Source organism: Bradyrhizobium sp. NAS80.1 (assembly GCF_001908205.1).
Classification (GTDB): Bacteria; Pseudomonadota; Alphaproteobacteria; order Rhizobiales; family Xanthobacteraceae; genus Bradyrhizobium.
In genome coordinates this window covers 40,854-56,533 of record NZ_LGHL01000046.1, presented here as the reverse complement: position 1 = coordinate 56,533, position 15,680 = coordinate 40,854, and the positions used below count along the sequence as shown (strand labels likewise).

The 15,680-nt window shown below is 64.9% G+C and carries 18 protein-coding genes; 8 read left to right on the top strand and 10 right to left on the bottom strand.

The window, feature by feature from the left end; translation table 11 throughout:
- Window positions 1-108 precede the first annotated feature (108 nt).
- On the top strand, window positions 109-918 hold the full coding sequence (locus tag AC629_RS11560; RefSeq protein ID WP_084804934.1) for an SDR family NAD(P)-dependent oxidoreductase: 810 nt from the start codon (window positions 109-111) through the stop codon (window positions 916-918).
- Window positions 919-1,026: 108 nt separating this feature from the next.
- Complete coding sequence (locus AC629_RS11555) at window positions 1,027-1,824, top strand: aldolase (protein WP_084804893.1); 798 nt, start codon at window positions 1,027-1,029, stop codon at window positions 1,822-1,824.
- A gap of 7 nt (window positions 1,825-1,831) precedes the next feature.
- Here AC629_RS11555 and AC629_RS11550 read toward each other — a convergent pair whose 3' ends face one another.
- The gene (locus tag AC629_RS11550; protein WP_084804892.1) at window positions 1,832-2,485 is read right to left on the bottom strand and encodes a glutathione S-transferase family protein; all 654 of its coding nucleotides are present in this window, start codon (window positions 2,483-2,485) and stop codon (window positions 1,832-1,834) included.
- Window positions 2,486-2,496: 11 nt separating this feature from the next.
- Window positions 2,497-3,726 carry a lytic murein transglycosylase gene (locus tag AC629_RS11545; RefSeq protein ID WP_084804891.1) on the bottom strand — a complete coding sequence of 410 codons (1,230 nt, stop codon included), beginning with the start codon at window positions 3,724-3,726 and terminating at the stop codon, window positions 2,497-2,499.
- A gap of 196 nt (window positions 3,727-3,922) precedes the next feature.
- On the opposite strand from AC629_RS11545, the gene AC629_RS11540 reads away from it, so the two are divergent.
- Window positions 3,923-4,174, top strand: coding sequence for a hypothetical protein (locus AC629_RS11540; protein ID WP_084804890.1), 252 nt, complete (start codon window positions 3,923-3,925; stop codon window positions 4,172-4,174).
- Between the two features lie 58 nt (window positions 4,175-4,232).
- Here AC629_RS11540 and AC629_RS11535 read toward each other — a convergent pair whose 3' ends face one another.
- Entirely contained in the window at window positions 4,233-4,763 is a 531-nt protein-coding gene (locus tag AC629_RS11535) for a MarR family winged helix-turn-helix transcriptional regulator (RefSeq protein ID WP_084804889.1), read from the bottom strand.
- Window positions 4,764-4,817: 54 nt separating this feature from the next.
- Here AC629_RS11535 and AC629_RS11530 point away from each other — a divergent pair, with 54 nt between their 5' ends.
- Together AC629_RS11530 and AC629_RS11525 are read left to right on the top strand one after the other, a co-directional pair.
- The gene (locus tag AC629_RS11530) at window positions 4,818-5,297 is read left to right on the top strand and encodes a carboxymuconolactone decarboxylase family protein (protein ID WP_084804888.1); all 480 of its coding nucleotides are present in this window, start codon (window positions 4,818-4,820) and stop codon (window positions 5,295-5,297) included.
- Window positions 5,298-5,318: 21 nt separating this feature from the next.
- Entirely contained in the window at window positions 5,319-5,822 is a 504-nt protein-coding gene (locus AC629_RS11525) for a cupin domain-containing protein (protein ID WP_084804887.1), read from the top strand.
- 104 nt (window positions 5,823-5,926) lie between these two features.
- Here the strand turns inward: AC629_RS11525 and AC629_RS11520 are convergent, their stop codons facing one another.
- Complete coding sequence (locus AC629_RS11520) at window positions 5,927-7,528, bottom strand: peptidase M23 (RefSeq protein ID WP_084804886.1); 1,602 nt, start codon at window positions 7,526-7,528, stop codon at window positions 5,927-5,929.
- Between the two features lie 35 nt (window positions 7,529-7,563).
- Window positions 7,564-8,130, bottom strand: coding sequence for an elongation factor P (efp, locus tag AC629_RS11515; protein WP_084804885.1), 567 nt, complete (start codon window positions 8,128-8,130; stop codon window positions 7,564-7,566).
- A 162-nt stretch (window positions 8,131-8,292) separates the two neighbouring features.
- Between efp and epmA the strand changes: the two genes are divergently transcribed.
- From epmA to AC629_RS11500, 3 genes are read left to right on the top strand one after another with little or no spacing between them, the layout of a single operon-like run.
- Window positions 8,293-9,345, top strand: a complete 1,053-nt coding sequence (epmA, locus tag AC629_RS11510) for an EF-P lysine aminoacylase EpmA (RefSeq protein ID WP_084804884.1) — start codon at window positions 8,293-8,295, stop codon at window positions 9,343-9,345.
- Window positions 9,342-10,436 carry a lysine-2,3-aminomutase-like protein gene (locus AC629_RS11505; RefSeq protein ID WP_084804883.1) on the top strand — a complete coding sequence of 365 codons (1,095 nt, stop codon included), beginning with the start codon at window positions 9,342-9,344 and terminating at the stop codon, window positions 10,434-10,436. Before epmA ends, AC629_RS11505 begins: the two co-directional genes overlap by 4 nt.
- Before the next feature lie 46 nt (window positions 10,437-10,482).
- Window positions 10,483-10,761, top strand: a complete 279-nt coding sequence (locus AC629_RS11500) for a hypothetical protein (protein ID WP_084804882.1) — start codon at window positions 10,483-10,485, stop codon at window positions 10,759-10,761.
- A gap of 54 nt (window positions 10,762-10,815) precedes the next feature.
- On the opposite strand, the gene AC629_RS11495 is transcribed toward AC629_RS11500, so the two are convergent.
- From AC629_RS11495 to AC629_RS11475, 5 genes are all read right to left on the bottom strand, one after another.
- Window positions 10,816-11,901 carry a 3-deoxy-7-phosphoheptulonate synthase gene (locus AC629_RS11495; protein WP_084804881.1) on the bottom strand — a complete coding sequence of 362 codons (1,086 nt, stop codon included), beginning with the start codon at window positions 11,899-11,901 and terminating at the stop codon, window positions 10,816-10,818.
- 237 nt (window positions 11,902-12,138) lie between these two features.
- The gene (locus AC629_RS11490; protein WP_084804880.1) at window positions 12,139-12,717 is read right to left on the bottom strand and encodes an HdeD family acid-resistance protein; all 579 of its coding nucleotides are present in this window, start codon (window positions 12,715-12,717) and stop codon (window positions 12,139-12,141) included.
- Between the two features lie 69 nt (window positions 12,718-12,786).
- Complete coding sequence (locus AC629_RS11485; protein WP_074121986.1) at window positions 12,787-13,827, bottom strand: PrsW family intramembrane metalloprotease; 1,041 nt, start codon at window positions 13,825-13,827, stop codon at window positions 12,787-12,789.
- 297 nt (window positions 13,828-14,124) lie between these two features.
- The gene (locus AC629_RS46700; protein ID WP_084804879.1) at window positions 14,125-14,367 is read right to left on the bottom strand and encodes a hypothetical protein; all 243 of its coding nucleotides are present in this window, start codon (window positions 14,365-14,367) and stop codon (window positions 14,125-14,127) included.
- Window positions 14,368-14,507: 140 nt separating this feature from the next.
- On the bottom strand, window positions 14,508-15,515 hold the full coding sequence (locus tag AC629_RS11475; protein WP_084804878.1) for an acyl-CoA desaturase: 1,008 nt from the start codon (window positions 15,513-15,515) through the stop codon (window positions 14,508-14,510).
- Window positions 15,516-15,680 lie beyond the last annotated feature (165 nt).

The window sequence follows — 15,680 nt, the reverse complement described above, 5'->3', positions numbered from 1 at the left end:
GAACGATCCGGACCCGAAGGGCCGCGCTAGCGCAAAGTGCGAAGCGGTTCTCCGACACGATCATGCGCAAAAAATAGATCGCTCAAACAACAAAAAATGGGAGTGAACATGGCAGGGCAGGTTGAAGGCAAGGTCGCGCTGGTAACGGGCGGTGCCTCGGGCATTGGCGAGGCGATCGTCGAGCTGTTCGCGCGCGAGGGCGCCACCGTCATTGCGACCGACATCGATGAATTGCGAGGCCCCGAGCTCGCCAAGCGCGTCACCAAGGCCGGCGGCAAGGCGATCTTCCTTGAGCAGGACGTCACCAGCGAGGAGCGCTGGATCGAGATCGTTGCCGAAATCGCAAAGCGCTATGGCCGGCTCGACATTATGGTCTCCAACGCCGGCATCGGCATTTCAGTGCCATCGATTGTCGACATGACGCTTGATGACTGGCGCAGGCAGAACGCGATCAATCTCGACGGCGTCTTCCTCTCGGTGAAGCATTGCCTGCCCTTGATGCGCAAGACCGGCGGAGGCTCGATCGTCATGATGTCCTCGCTCGCGGGCCTGCGCGGTGCGCCAGGGCTGTCGGCCTATTCGGCGACCAAGGGCGGTGTGCGGCTGTTTGCCAAATCGATCGCAATGGAGTGTGCGGCGGCCGGCGACGGCATCCGCGTTAACTCCGTTCATCCCGGCATCATCGATACGCCGATTTGGGGCAAGATCCCGACCGGTGCGACTGGCGCTGGCCAGAACGCACCGATCGATCCCGAGGAACGCGCCCGACTTGTCGCACCGCTCGGCCGCGCCGGCCAGGCTGCGGAGATTGCCTCTGGCGTATTGTATCTGGCCTCCGATGCCTCTCGTTACGTCACTGGCAGCGAGCTTGTCATTGACGGCGGCATCAATGCCGGCGGCGCGCCGCGACGGCAATAGGCCGCCGCGCAAGGCGCGAAGGGCAGGGTGGCGCCCGCAGGGGCTGACGCGCGAGCGTCGCCCCTGTACAACGCGAGGAGCTTCCGACCGACAGGGGTTTCCTTCGCTATGGCGCACAGCCTTCACTCTTCGTCATCCACACCGGGGCCGTTCCGCTCGAACCGGCCGGACCTTGCGACCGATGCGATCCGCGCGGCGCGCGAGGACCTCGCCGCCTGTTTCCGCATGGCCGCGCGCAACGGTTTCGAGGAAGGCATCTGCAACCACTTCTCGGCCGTGGTGCCCGGCCATGACGATCTCTTCCTGGTCAATCCCTATGGCTACGCCTTCCGCGAGCTGACCGCGTCAAAACTCCTGATCTGCGATTTCCACGGCAATGTGCTCGACGGCGAGGGCGTGCCAGAGGCGACCGCGTTCTACATCCATGCCGAGATGCACAAGCGCCTGCCGCGCGCGAAGGTCGCCTTCCACACCCACATGCCCTATGCCACGGCGCTGTCGATGACGGAGGGCGATCCCCTGATCTGGGCCGGCCAGACCGCACTGAAATTCTACGGCCGCACGGCGGTCGATCGCGACTACAACGGCCTCGCGCTGGATAGCCGCGAAGGCGCCCGGATCGCATCGGCTGTGGGTGATGCCGACATCGTCTTCATGAAGCATCACGGCGTGATGGTGCTGGCCCCGACCATCGCGGAGGCCTGGGACGATCTCTACTACCTCGAACGCGCTGCCGAGGTGCAGGTGCTGGCGATGTCGACAGGACGGAAAGTGCTCCCCGTCGATGCCGCGATTGCCGCCGAAACCTACCGGCAGATGCGCGAGGGCGATTCCGAATCCGCGCGTCTGCATCTTGCCGCCGTCCGCCGCCAGCTCGATGCGGAGGAGCCGCAGTATAGGCACTGAGCGGCAATCAGCCGGCGGGTGGCTTGCCGGTGTACACGGCCAATTGAGCGTCGAAAGCTCGCCTGTAAGCGGGCCGCGCTTCGCCGCGGGCGACGTAGTCAGCGAGGTTCGGATATTCGCCCAGAAGGCCCGAAGCTTTCAGCCTGAGTAGCACCGACACCATCATCAGGTCGCCAGCGCTGAACGCGCCATCGAGCCAGTCGGCATCGCCGAGACGCACGGAAAGTTGTTGCAGCCGGTTGCGGACACGGTCCACGACCAGAGGCAGGCGCTCCCTAGTCCAGGGCTTGTCGCCCTCCAGCAGTTTGGCGGTCGCAAGTTCTAGGATCGTCGGCTCCACGGTGTTGAGCGCAGCAAACATCCATGTGATCGCGCGCGCCCTCGCATTGGCGTCGTCCGGCAGCAGGCCCGCATTACGCTCGGCGATATGGAGCACGATCGCTCCCGTCTCGAACAGCACGAGATCGCCTTCCTCATAGGTCGGAATCTGGCCGAAGGGATGAAGCGCCAGATGCGCGGGCTCCTTCATCGCACCGAACGAAACAAGGCGGACCTCGTAAGGTTGGCCGACTTCTTCAAGCGCCCAGCGAACGCGCGTATCGCGCGCGAGTCCCTTGCCTCCGTCCGGTGACCATTCAAAGGCGGTGATGGTGATGGTCATTGGATCTGCACCTACGACCCCTGCCGCAGCTTCGCCAGCACCTTCAACCCGCCATACCCATCCGCGGGCGTAATCCCTGCGCGCTGCTGAAAATCCTTGATCGCCTTCATGGTGTCGTTGCCGACGCGGCCGTCGGTGCCGCCGGTGTCGAAGCCGGCTTTTGTCAGCCGCGTCTGCATCTCCTGCACCTCGGCGAGCGTGAGCACGCGCTCGGAGCCCGGGAATGGCTGGATGAACGGCGGCGCACCGAGGCAGCGGTCGCCAAGATGGCAGATCGCCAGCGCATAATTCATCGAGGGATTGTAGCTCTTCACCGAGTAGAAATTCGGCCCCAGCAGGAACGTCGGTCCGCCTGCGACAGGTGTCCACATCTGCGCCGACGCGTTCGGCTGGGGAAACGGCTGGCCGTCGGCGCGGGTGACGCCGGCCGCCTGCCATGCCGCATATGTCCGGTTGCCACTCATGTCGCCGGACGCGCGCACCTCATAGCCCCAATGCTCGCCGCGGCGCCACTTACCGCGGTTGACGAGATACTTTGCTGTCGAGCCCAGCGCATCGTCGGGCTTGCCGAACGGCGATACTTTGCCGTCGCCGTCATAGTCGATGCCGACATTGAGCCAGACCTCCGGCATCCATTGCGAATGCCCCATCGCGCCGGCCCAGGATCCCCGCATCTCCTCCGGCGTGCTCCAGCCCTTGTCAACGATGCGCAGCGCGTTGATCAGCTCGGTCTCCCAATAGGCCTTGCGACGCGGCTCGTTCCAGGCGAGCGCGGCCAGCGAGGAAAACACCGGCGTCATGTGGTTCTGTTGTACCAGCGGATCGCCGTAGGCGGACTCCACGCCCCAGAGCGCCAGCAGCGTGCCGCGCTCGACGCCGAAATCACGCTCGATACGCGCGAACAGCGCCTCGTTGTTCTTCAGCGCGATCTTGCCGTTGATGATGCGCCAGTCCGAGACGCGGCGGTTGATGTACTGCCAGACCTGCTCGTGGAATTCCGGCTGATTGCGCATCTGCTTGAACACGCTCATGTCCGGTTCGACCCGCGCCATCGCACGCTGCCAGGTCGCAGCCGAGATGCCTTTGGCCATAGCGCGTGCGCGAAAACCCTCGCGCCATTCGTCGAAGCCCGGAGGCGACGCGAGGACGTGCGCCGGGAATGCGAGGAGAGCGGCCGCACCGAGCGTCGATTGGAGCAGGGCGCGGCGGGTCAGATGGGCCGAGGAATCAGCTTGTTTCATGGCGCTATTGTAGCGGGAAACATGGCCCCTGTGAGTCGGTTCCTGGAACGCGAGGCAGGCCGTCGACCCCGCGTTCCCGGAACAAAGTGTCGCACTGCTGCATTCCCTTCGCACGACATTGGAGGAGAGACGCAGCAGGCCTCCGGCTCGTCGCCGGGGGCCAACCTCCGCATACAGCCAGAGAATTCGGGGTGGAATGAAGATACGCGCACATGCGGAAAGCCATGTGGTCGAACTCGACGACGGTTCGCAATGGCAGATTTTTCCCGGTGATCTCGTGGCCACGCTGGGCTGGAAGCCCGAAACCGATCTGCGCCTTGAGCCGAGCGGCGACCGGGTGAGTTCGCATGTGCTGGTGAACGGCGCCGATCAAAGCCGCGTCCGGGTGATCGCGGTGGGCGAGACCTGGCCTGACGGTGAGGTCAAGAAAGCGTTGAAGGACGGGTAGGCCTTCCGCGGATGAGACTCCAATTTTAGGCGCCGCCGCGGCGACTAGCGTTGCCCGCTTAGTCGTCCTGCAACTCGGCCGCGATGCCGGCGAGCCAGCGCCGGATCGTAGTCTCCGCCTTCGCGTCCAGGCCTCGGGCGAGGCGCTTCTCCAATGCGATCACGCGTTCCCGGCACGCCTTCAGCAGCGTCGTGCCTCGCGGCGTCAGCGTCCATTGCTGGATGCGGCCATGGACCGGATGAGGCGTCATCTCGATTGCACCATCGCGTTCGAGGTTGCGGATGATCACGCCAACGGTCTGGGGGGTCAGGAAGGTGAGGCGGGCGACGTCGGCACCGGACAGGCCTGGATAGGCATTGAGCATGGTCAGCACCGCGAATTGCGGTGACGTCACGCCGAGGTCGGCGAGCGTTCGCTCCATCGTCAGCCGGACTGCGGCATGGGCCTGGCGCAGGAGGTATCCGAGATAGCCTTGCTCGCCGCGCTTGCCTTCGCCGGGCGCGGGCAAGCGAACGGCGCCGTCGTCGGCATGCGCGGGCGTCTTGCCCGCGGTTTTCGGTCTTTTGATGTCAGCGGACTTGCGTGCCATGTAAGAGCTCTTATACAGTATAAGCACTCTTACAATGACACGAGGTGAACGGCAATGTCTCACGCCCGCAGCGAATACGAAGATTTCAAGAAGATCGCGCCCGATGCGTATGATCTGGTACTGGCGCTGGGACAGGTTGCGGGCAAGGCCGGCCTCGACAAGCAGCTTCTCGAACTGGTCAAGCTGCGGGCTTCGCAGATCAATGGCTGCGCCTTCTGCGTGCAGCATCACATCCTGTTATCGGAACGGATCGGCGTTCCCGTGGACAAGCTCAACCTGGTCGCGGTCTGGCGCGAGGCGCCGATCTTTTCCGCCCGCGAGCGCGCGGCGCTTGCGTGGGCCGAGGCGCTGACCTTCCTGCCCGACGGCGTCAGCGAGGAGGTTTACGCCGAAGCGTCCCGTGAATTCTCCGAGACGGAGCTGATGTACCTGACCTCGGCGGTCGCCTCGATCAATGTCTGGAACCGCTTTGGCGCGGCCTATCGCTGGACGCCCGCGGCGCGGCCCGTGGCCGCGAATGCCGCGGCTTCGTGATTGCAACGAGGGGAGGTTGTCATGACCGCAATGAGCGTGGCCACCACGCAGCGTCCAGTGCCATCGCGCTCGATGGCGCTGGCCGTCGTCGGCGGGCTTGCCTGTGCGCTTGCGATCGGAAAGGTGCTGCCGGTGGCGATGGACAGCGTGTCCGGCGCGCTGGCGCCGCTCTGCGCCACCGCTGCCGAGAGTTCGCCGCTCGACAAGGTCGAGCCGATCGCGTCCTATCCTCTGCCCAACGTGCCGGGCAAGCGCGTGACCATCGTGCGTGTCTTCTATGGTCCCGGCGGATTTTCGCGGCCACATCGCCATGCCGGCTCGGTCACCGCCTACATCACCAAGGGCGAAATCCGCTCCCAGCTCGGCGGCGGCCCGGTCGAGACGTTCGGGGTCGGCCAGTCCTTCTTCGAGCCGCCGGGCGCGACGCACCTGGTCTCGGCCAACGCCAGCGCCACAGAGCCCGCGGAATTGATCGCGGTGTTCGTTGCGGACGAGGGCACGCAGCTCACGACGTATCTCGAGTAGCTGATAGCGACGGCGTAGCCCCGGTGAGCGGAGCGATACCCGGGATCAATCGCGGCCGATCCCCGGATATCGCTTCGCTCATCGGGGCTACGATCCGCTCGCCCTCAATTCTCCTCGCTGCTCGCTCCTTCGCGCAGGTCCGGCCTGATGACGTCCTCCGGCACCGCATGCACCACCGGCTGCGCCGTGACCGCGATCTCCGGACCCACCTCGCGGCCGCGGGCGCCGATCAGGCGCTCATACGCCGACACCAGCGTGACGTAGGGGCTCACCCAAATCCAGCCGTCGCGGGTGAACACCTGGACATCGAAATGCAGGTGCATCGACGTGCCGGCGGGATGGTCGAGATAGTTTGAGACCACGCCGATCTTCTCGCCTTCGGTAACGATGCGGCCGTTGAGCACGCCGTCTGCGTTCAACGCCTGCGGGTTCATGTGCATGTAGCGGAAGCGGATGTGCTCGGTGCGGCTGTTGACCTCGAGCGTCGCGGCCTGGTCCCTGGTATTGCGGATCACCATGGCATCGCGGACGGCAACGACACTGCGCTGCTTAGGATCGCAGGGCTCGCGGCCTTCGCCGGGCGGCGGGCAGTCCGCAGCGCGAATGTCTTCGCCCTGGTGGCCGTAACCGCTTGCGCACTGCCAGACTTGGAAGCTGCGCGACTCGCAGAAATTGTCGCGCCAGGGATAGGTGGTCGGGCTGTCGCTCTTGTCGCGTTTGCCGTGGGATTGTGAGTGGACGAATGCAGGCGCCTTTTCGAGGGGGAAGCGGATCTGCGCATAGGCGATCGCGTCGGGATGGCCGCCTTGCTTGCGATAGCCGGTGTTCGGGATGATGTCGCCGCTCGGCCGGTAGTTGAAATCCGGCGAACGCTCCGCGGGACGATCCATGATGTTGGAGGCGACGTCCATCAGCGGCCGCATGCGCTGGCCGCCCGCGATGCGCAGGGCCTTCAGGAAGCGCTCGGCAACGGGATAGGCTTCCTTGCAGGCGAGCCGCCGCGGCTTGGCGACGCTGTCGAGACACTGGATCGACACCACATAGGCGGCGCCGAAACGGGTGAAGGCGTAGCGCACATAGCCTTCCCGGATGAATCGGCGCAGGTCCGGATAGAGCGCTGTGAGCGTCTTGACCTGCTCACCTTTGCCGCCGGCGGGATCGGCGACGTCGTACACGAGGGCCGAACCGGTGATCTGCACCTCGACCGGCCTCGCGAACACGCGGCTCGGCATGCCATCGCCGGCCCCCGGCTCGAATGAGAAGGTCGCGCTGTAGCCGGCGGGGCCGGCGTCGAACACGTCGACGGGATTGAAGTCGGCCTGGTAGCGGGACTGCGCAGGGGGCGCCGCAGCACCGTTGCGCTGTGCCTCGAGATACGCCGCGGCGTCGAATGGCAGCAGCACGGGCACCGAGCTGCGGGCGATGCCGGTGAAGAATTGCGAGGAGACCGCGTTGAGCTGCACCAGCGCCGGCATCGCGCGCGGATCGTGGCGCGGCACCGAACGGCGGGGTACGAAGATGAAGTCGCCCGCGATCTGGGGACGGCTGTTGATTTCGGTGCGGAGCTGGTCAAGTGCTGCGCGCCAATCGACGCGCAGGGCCGTGAGTGAAGGGCTGCGGATTTCATCCGCAGCGAGCGGCGTCGCGGCGAGGAGCGAAAGCGACGCCAGAAGCAGCGAGACGAAGCGGAAACTCTTCCCAACCACGGTCTCGCCCTCCGGCGGCTATCCTCGACTCTCGCTTAGTCCTTGGCGCGCTCGGAGTAGGAGCCGTCTTCGGTCATCACGACGATGCGGGTGCCGACCGAGATGTGCGGCGGCACGGTGGTGCGCACGCCATTGGAGAGCACTGCGGGCTTGTACGAGGAGGACGCGGTCTGGCCCTTGGTCACCGGCTCGGTCTCGACCACTTCCAGCGTCACACGCTGCGGCAGCGCCATCGACACCGGGTTGGCGTCGTGCATGGACAGCTTGACCGTCATGCTCTCCTGAAGATACGCGGCCGCGTCGCCGACGACGTCCTTGGAGACCTGGACCTGGTCGTAGGTCTCCGGGTTCATGAAGTGGAAGCCGTCGCCATCTTCATACAGGAAGGTGTAATTGCGTTCTTCGATCGTGGCCTTCTCGACCTGGTCGGTGGTCTTGTACCGCTCGGAGATCTTTACCCCGTCCGAGATTCGGCGCATTTCGATCTGGCTGACCGGGGTGCCCTTGCCGGGATGGATGTTCTCGGCGCTCACGACGACATAGAGCTTGCCGTCTTGCTCGATCACGTTGCCTTTGCGAATAGAACTGGCGATGACTCTCAAAGCTATATTTCCTGCTTGCTTGGCCCGGCACCGGCCAGGACGTGGTCAAATGGATGGGGGGCTGGGGGCCTCAAGTCGGACCTTGGCGCCCGTTTCGGGGCGCAACATACTGATTTTGCGGTTCGATGCCAGCATTTTGCTCAAGGTGGGGGCGGTCGGTTAATGACTGGGGACAAGCCGATTTCGCCGTTCTGGTCGCCCGGGCGGCACCTCGACCGGAGGCCTTTCCTCCAGGCGAGGGGGGCGGTGACCGGAGCAATACGGGGCTTTTTCGCCGAGCAGGGTTTCGTCGAGGTCGAAACCTCGGTCCTCCAGGTCTCCCCGGGCAATGAGACCCATCTGCACGCCCCCCGAACCGAGATCCTGCGGCCAGACGGCAGCCGCGCCAGCCGCTACCTGCGGACCTCGCCGGAATTCGCCTGCAAGAAGCTGCTGGCGGCGGGCGAAGAGCGGATTTTCGAGCTCGCCCGGGTGTTCCGCGACCGTGAGCGCGGCGACCTGCATCTGCCCGAATTCACCATGCTGGAGTGGTACCGGGCGGGCGCCCCCTATGATGCCATCATGGCCGACACCGTCGTCGTCATCGCCCGCGCCGCGCAGGCGACCGGGATCCGGACATTCTCGTTCCGGAACCGGACCTGCGACCCCTTCGCCGAACCGGAGCTTTTGACGGTCGCCGGCGCCTTCGAGCGGTTCGCCGGCATCGACCTGCTGTCGACAATCTCGGGTGACGAGGGTAATCGTGCCGCGCTCGCGCGGGCGGCCGGCGGCAAGGTCCGTGTGGCCGAGGACGACACCTGGTCCGACCTCTTCAGCAAGGTTTTGGTCGAGCATGTCGAGCCGCATTTGGGGCAGGGTCGTTTGACCATTCTGTTCGAATACCCATCTCCAGAGGCGGCGCTGGCGCGGGTGAAGACGGACGATCCGCGCGTCGCGGAGCGGTTCGAGGTCTACGCCTGCGGTGTCGAGCTCGCCAACGGCTTCGGTGAACTCACCGACGCCGAGGAGCAGCGCAAGCGTTTCGTGGAGTCAATGGGGGAGAAGCAGCGCCGCTATGGCGAGGCCTATCCGCTGGATGAGGACTTTCTCGCCGCAGTCGCCGCAATGCCGGAGGCCAGCGGCGTCGCGCTCGGCTTCGACCGGCTGGTGATGCTGGCGAGCGGTGCATCGCGAATTGATCAGGTGGTCTGGACACCGCCTGCAGGTGAGACATGACGAAGACCAATCTTGCACGCACATTGCGCGAGCCGAGCGAGCTAGTTGCCGAGCACCTTGCGCCCGCCACGGCGCTGCCCGCGCTCGAACGTGTCGCCGCGCGCTACGCGGTCGCGATCACGCCGGCGCTGGTCGAGCTGATCGACAATTCCGATCCCGATGACCCCATAGCGCGCCAGTTCGTTCCGACCGCCGCGGAGCTCAATGTGCAGCCGGGCGAGAACGCCGATCCCATCGGCGATCACCCACACTCGCCGGTCCCAGGCATCGTGCATCGCTATCCCGACCGCGTCCTGTTCAAGCTCGTTCACGTCTGCGCGGTCTATTGCCGATTTTGCTTCCGCCGCGAGATGGTCGGTCCCGGCAAGGATAGCGCGCTCTCGGACGACGCGTATCGCGCGGCGATCAACTATATCCGGTCGCATAGCGAGATCTGGGAGGTCATCCTGACCGGCGGCGACCCCATGGTGCTGTCGCCGCGGCGGATGAGCGAGATCATGACCGATCTCGCCGCGATCGATCACGTCAAGGTCATCCGCCTTCACACCCGGGTGCCAGTGGCAGATCCGGCACGCATCAGTGGCGAGATGGTCGCCGCGCTGAAGGTCGAGGGCGCGACCACGTGGGTTGCCGTGCATGCCAACCATGCGCGTGAACTGACCGGCCCGGCACGTGCGGCTTGCGCGCGGCTTGTCGATGCCGGCATTCCCCTGGTGAGCCAGTCCGTGCTCTTGCGCGGGGTCAATGATACCATCGCGGCCTTGTCGGATTTGATGCGAGCTTTCGTCGAATGCCGGATCAAGCCTTACTACCTGCATCACGGTGATCTCGCGCCGGGTACTGCGCATCTGCGCACCACGCTGGCGGAAGGGCGGGAGCTGATGCGGCGGTTGCGCGGGCGGATATCCGGACTATGTCAGCCTGACTATGTCATCGACATTCCCGGCGGCGCCGGCAAATCGCCGGTGGGGCCGAATTACGTGTTGGCGGCGCAAAATACTGCACCGGACGCGCGTGATGTGGCATCGGAAACGCGCTATCGTATCGTGGATTATTGCGGCGAGGTTCATCTCTACCCGCCCGGGGCCTGAGTGCCGCGATGCGAAGAGACGCCGGTTTGAGGAATGGAGGAGCGAAATGAGAAAGATCGTCGTGACGATGTCGCTGCTGGTCTTGCTCGGTGGCACCGCGGTCGCACAGACCGGCGGCACTAAGGGGACGGGGGCGGGATCAGGATCCGGATCAGGATCAGGCGGGGGCATCTCCGGCACCGTGCTGCCCGCGCCGGTTGGTCATCGTCAGCCGCGTGCAGACGAGGTGCCCAGCGAGAAGAGCCTGAGCGATCCGAACAATCCCGCGAACAAGGAAGACGCGGCGCTCGACAAGAAGATCAAGAGCATCTGCCGCGGCTGCTAAGCCGGGGCCGATGGCGGGCAGGGCGCGACAGCTCGCCCCGCCCGCGTTTGCCGGTCAGGCCGAGCGCTCGTGCAGCCCTGCGCGCTGGGTGTTGCGTCGGATCTCGACCGCGTCGGCGAGCTGCTCGAGCACGGTCGCCGTGGTCGCCCAGTCGATGCAGCCGTCCGTGATGCTCTGACCGTAGACGAGAGGCGTGCCTGCCACCACGTCCTGGCGGCCGGCGACGAGATTGCTCTCGATCATCACACCCATGATGCGGTTCTCGCCGCCGGAAATCTGGCCGGCGATGTCGGCCATCACCAGTGGCTGATTTTCCGGCTTCTTGCTCGAATTGGCGTGGCTCGCGTCCACCATCACAAGCGGCGCGACGCCGGATTTGGCCAGCTCGTTGCAGGCCGCCGCGACGCTGGTCGCATCGTAGTTCGGCTTGCTGCCGCCGCGCAGGATGATGTGGCAGTCCTCGTTGCCCGCGGTCGAGGCGATCGCCGAGCGGCCGAGCTTCGTCACCGCCATGAAATGATGCGGATGCGAGGCAGACTTCACCGCGTCCGCCGCGATCCGTACATTGCCGTCGGTGCCGTTCTTGAAGCCGACGGGGCAGGACAGCCCCGAGGCTAGCTCGCGATGGATCTGGCTCTCGGTCGTGCGCGCGCCAATCGCGGCCCATGACACGAGGTCAGCGATGTATTGCGGCGTCGTCATGTCGAGAAATTCGGTGCCGGCGGGCAGGCCGAGATTGTTGATCGCCGATAGCACGTTGCGCGCCAGCCGCAGGCCCTTGTTGATGTCGAAGCTGCCGTCGAGATCGGGATCGTTGATCAGGCCCTTCCAGCCGACCGTGGTGCGCGGCTTCTCGAAATAGACCCGCATCACGATCTCGAGCTGATCGGCGAGGTCCTCGCGCAGCTTTGCCAGGCGCTCGGCATAGTCGAGCGCAGCCTTGGGGTCATGCACCGAGCAGGGGCCGACCACGACCAGCAGGCGGTCGTCCTGGCCGTTGAGGATGGCATGGACGGCGTTGCGCGCCGCCATCACCACACGCGTCGCGGTGAGCGTGCGCGGGACTTCCCGCATCACCTCTTCCGGCGTGCTCAGTTCTTTCAGTTCGCGGATACGAAGATCGTCGGTCGTGCTCAGCACGGCGGGCTCCTGTCTGTTTTAGAACCTGCCGGCCAATAAAAAAGCCGCCAGGTCTGGCGGCTTGTTCGGACGTTTTGCTGCAATGTGTCAGATTGAGCGCGATCCTCCTGCCGCCAGCGAGCTGTCGTAGCTAAAGTACCAAAAATAGCTGGTGGCGACGGTGATCATGGATGGCCATATAGCGCGCCATTGGCGGGTTGTCACCCCCCAAATCGGCTTGGCAGGCGACGGGGCGCCTCAGGTGTTGCTCTTGCGCGCCGCCAGCGCCATGCCGATCAGGGTAGAGCCGCCGAACAACAGGTTGATGCCGACGAGGATGCCGATGGCCCATTCCGCAGAGCTCGGCAGTCCCGTGATCACCATGAAGGAGATCGCGATGTCGAGGAGGCCGGAGATCAGGAGCCACGACCAGCGGCTGCTCAGCTCGCGGCGGTGCTCGAGCGCGTACATGATCGTGGCGACACCCTCGGCCAGGAAGTAGGCGCCGAGCACGATGGTCAGCGTCAGCACGGCCTGCATCGGCCGGGCCAGCAGGAGCATGCCGGCGAGCACGGCCAGCGCGGCCGAGATCAGTGACCACCAGAAGCCCGGCATGCTGCGCGCCCAATAGGTCACGATCAGTCCGCCGATACCGCTGATCAGGAACATCCAGCCGAGAAAGATCGTGATCGCAAGGCTCGCGAGCGGCGGCAGGATCAGCGCGGCGACGCCGAGAACGGCGAGCAGGATGCCTTCGAACAGGAAGGCTTTCCAATGCGCCTTGACCGCCTGGCTCATTGCGGATTGCAGCCGTGAAAAATCCTCGGGCGATGTCATGGTGATCCCTCATCGGAAGCAGACGAGGCCAAATCTAGTACGCGCGTAGCGCGCTTGCCATCCCGCGGCTCAGCCGCCGCCGTGCGCTGATGAGAAACCCTCGCCACTGGTGCGAATGCGGTTGCGGCCGAGAATGTAGATCGCCGTGGTGACAACCAGTAGCGCAAGGCCGAGCAGGATCGAGACAAAACCGATCGGGATCAAGGCCAGCGTCAGGTTGCGCTCGGGGTTGATGAGCCAGTGGTGGATCGAGGTCAGCACGAAGGCGAGGCCGAGAAAGCCGACGCCGCCACCGGCGAGCCACAATGCCCACATCCGGCGCAACTGGCTAAGTCGTTCGCGTGCGACGTCGGTTCGGGGCGCGTGATGGCGCGCGACCCGCCGGACCAGGCGGATGGCGAAGGCAATCGAACTGAAGCCGATCAGCAGACTCGCCGCGCCCAGCCACATCCGGAGCGTCGGATCCAGGTCCGGCATGCGTTGCAAGGTCAGCAGCGGGAAGTCGAAAGCCGCATGCAGCGCCAGCGGCCCTGCGAGCATTAGAAGGCGGCTGGAAAGACGGGCCCAGTCGCGATGATGGCGGTTCGCACCCAGCGCCGTGCCGGCGCGGGCGATCGTGAGGTAAGCGCCGGCAATGATACCGAGAGCGCCGTGGAACGGCACGGTCAGGACACTGCGCAGGGCAGCGAGTGAGCGCCACATCTCGGCGTGTTGGACGAGATAAGCGAGGTTCTCGTAAGCGGCGAAGCCGAGGCCGACCGCGGCGCCATAAACCACGGTGTCCATCGGATTGGCGAAGGTCCGCCGCTTGGTCGAGGAGATCAGCACGATGGCGATCACCTTGACGGCTTCCTCCGGCAGGGCGACCCCGAAGATTGAATGCATGGCCAGTGCGGCCCAGGGGTTGTCGGGGGCGGCGACCATCTTGGCGAAGGGGGCACGGGCGAGGCCGAGCAGCGAAATGCTGGCAGCGCCAAGCAGGAACGCGGTCCAGACCTGGGCCGGCGGTCCCGGGCGCTCCTCGGCGGCAATGACAAGCCACAGCATCAGCAGCGCCGGCGCGATGGCGGCAGTTCCGATGACAGTGGGTAACGCTTCAATCAGGTACATGGGCGTCGAAAATAGGTTCCCTTGCCCGGCTTTGCTACGTCCACCGATGCGACCATCTGTCATGCGCTTGCTGTCCTGCCGCTAACAAGCGCGCAGCTAGCATTCATCGGGCCGCCGCCACCGAACGTGTGGGATTGCGATTGGCAAGTCAGATCAAGGCAATGCGCGGACTTCCTCGATTCACGATGCATGTGTCCCGGTGGCGAGTCCAGGGGCATGCATTCGCCGGACAGCGCAAGGCCGTGCGAACCACGCTTCGCAGCGGCACCTCACAGGAAGAAGCTCCGTTTGCCGCCTTCAGTGCGCGGTGAACGGCGGCCGCGCGTCGGGGGCGATGTCGAAGGTGCCGAGATGGAATTCCTCTCCGGCGAACGCGCCCGGTTCGGAATGTTGCGCGAGGAGCGTGAAGGCCGCTTGCGGATATTGCTGCCAGACCGCGAGATCGCCGGCGGTGATGGTGAGCCAGCCGAACGTGTACATGTAGCGTCCGGGCTCCGTAACCCGGCCGACCCCGTCCCAGGTAATCTTGTTGACTGCCATTCGGTCCCCCCGATCGCAAGTCTGCAAATGAAGTCCGGCACGAGGCACGGACCCTCAAAAGCTGATCCCGCAATGGGGCCGCGATAGGGCGGCGATGCGGAGGCAAGTCGGCCGCAGTGGGCCGCGCCGCCGACCGCGAGTCAGCGCGCCGTCGAGGCCGTCTGCGCTTCCGCCGCCCGCTCCAACTGACGGTGCGAGGCGTGGAAGACGTCGTGGACGAGGCCGATCTTCTCGAGCCCCAGGATGATGAGGCCGTTGAGGTCGATCTCCCACCAGGCGTGCGAGATATAGGCGTCCCGCGGGAAGCGGTGATGGTTGTTATGCAGACCCTCGCCGAAGGTGAGGATCGTGGTCACGAACTCGTTGGTCGAGGCATCGTCGACCTCGAAGCGGCGATAGCCGTAAGCGTGGCAGACCGAGCCTGTGAGCTGGCTGACGAGGATGAGCAGATAAGCGCGGAACAGGCCGGAGAACAGGATGCAGCCGATCATCGTATGCAGCCCGCCGAAAACGTAGCCGATCACGCCGGGTATGAAGACTGCCGACATCCCGTACCAGACCCAGCGTGTTCGCACGAAGAACATCGCGATCGGATCGGCCAGGATGTCCTTGGCGTAGTATTCATTGTCGGTGGTCGCCTGGTCGAACACCCAGCCACCTTGGGCGTGCATGAAGCCCTTGAACACGCTGACATAGCGATTGCCGAAGCCATCAAACTGCGGGCTGTGGGGGTCGCCGACGTCATCAGCATAGAGGTGGTGGCGGCGGTGGTTGGCGACCCATTTGGCGATCGAGCCCTGCACCGCCATCTGGGCGATGGCGCAGAAGAAAGTGCGCATGATCGGGCCGCAGCGGAAGCTGCGATGAACGAACAGACGGTGCATTCCAGCACCGATGCCGAAAGTCGTCAGCGCGAACATCCAGGCAAACGCAAACAGTTCGACCCGACCGAGGCCTTGCGTGACAGCCCAAACGATGCCCGCGACAGCGCCGACATAAAGAATACCGAGCAGGAGATAGCTCTCGCGCAGCTTCGCCTGCACGAGGGGGCCTTCGGTGAGGACACCGGGGGGAAGCTGCGGCTTGGCGGTGGCGGGGGTGCTCTGGGCGATCTCTGCCGGGGTGAACTCGGCGTCAGCGATGGACATTCCAGGGACTTCCAATACTCGGAGCCCGCAGTGATTGCGGACATGCTGGGCCACACCCTATCGCGCGAGGGTCTCCACCTCCAGCATTTAGTTAAAATTGAGTTAAAATTGGTCCGGCCGGTTCAGGCCGGCTGCGGCACGGCCGCGTGCACGATCAGGCGGGTC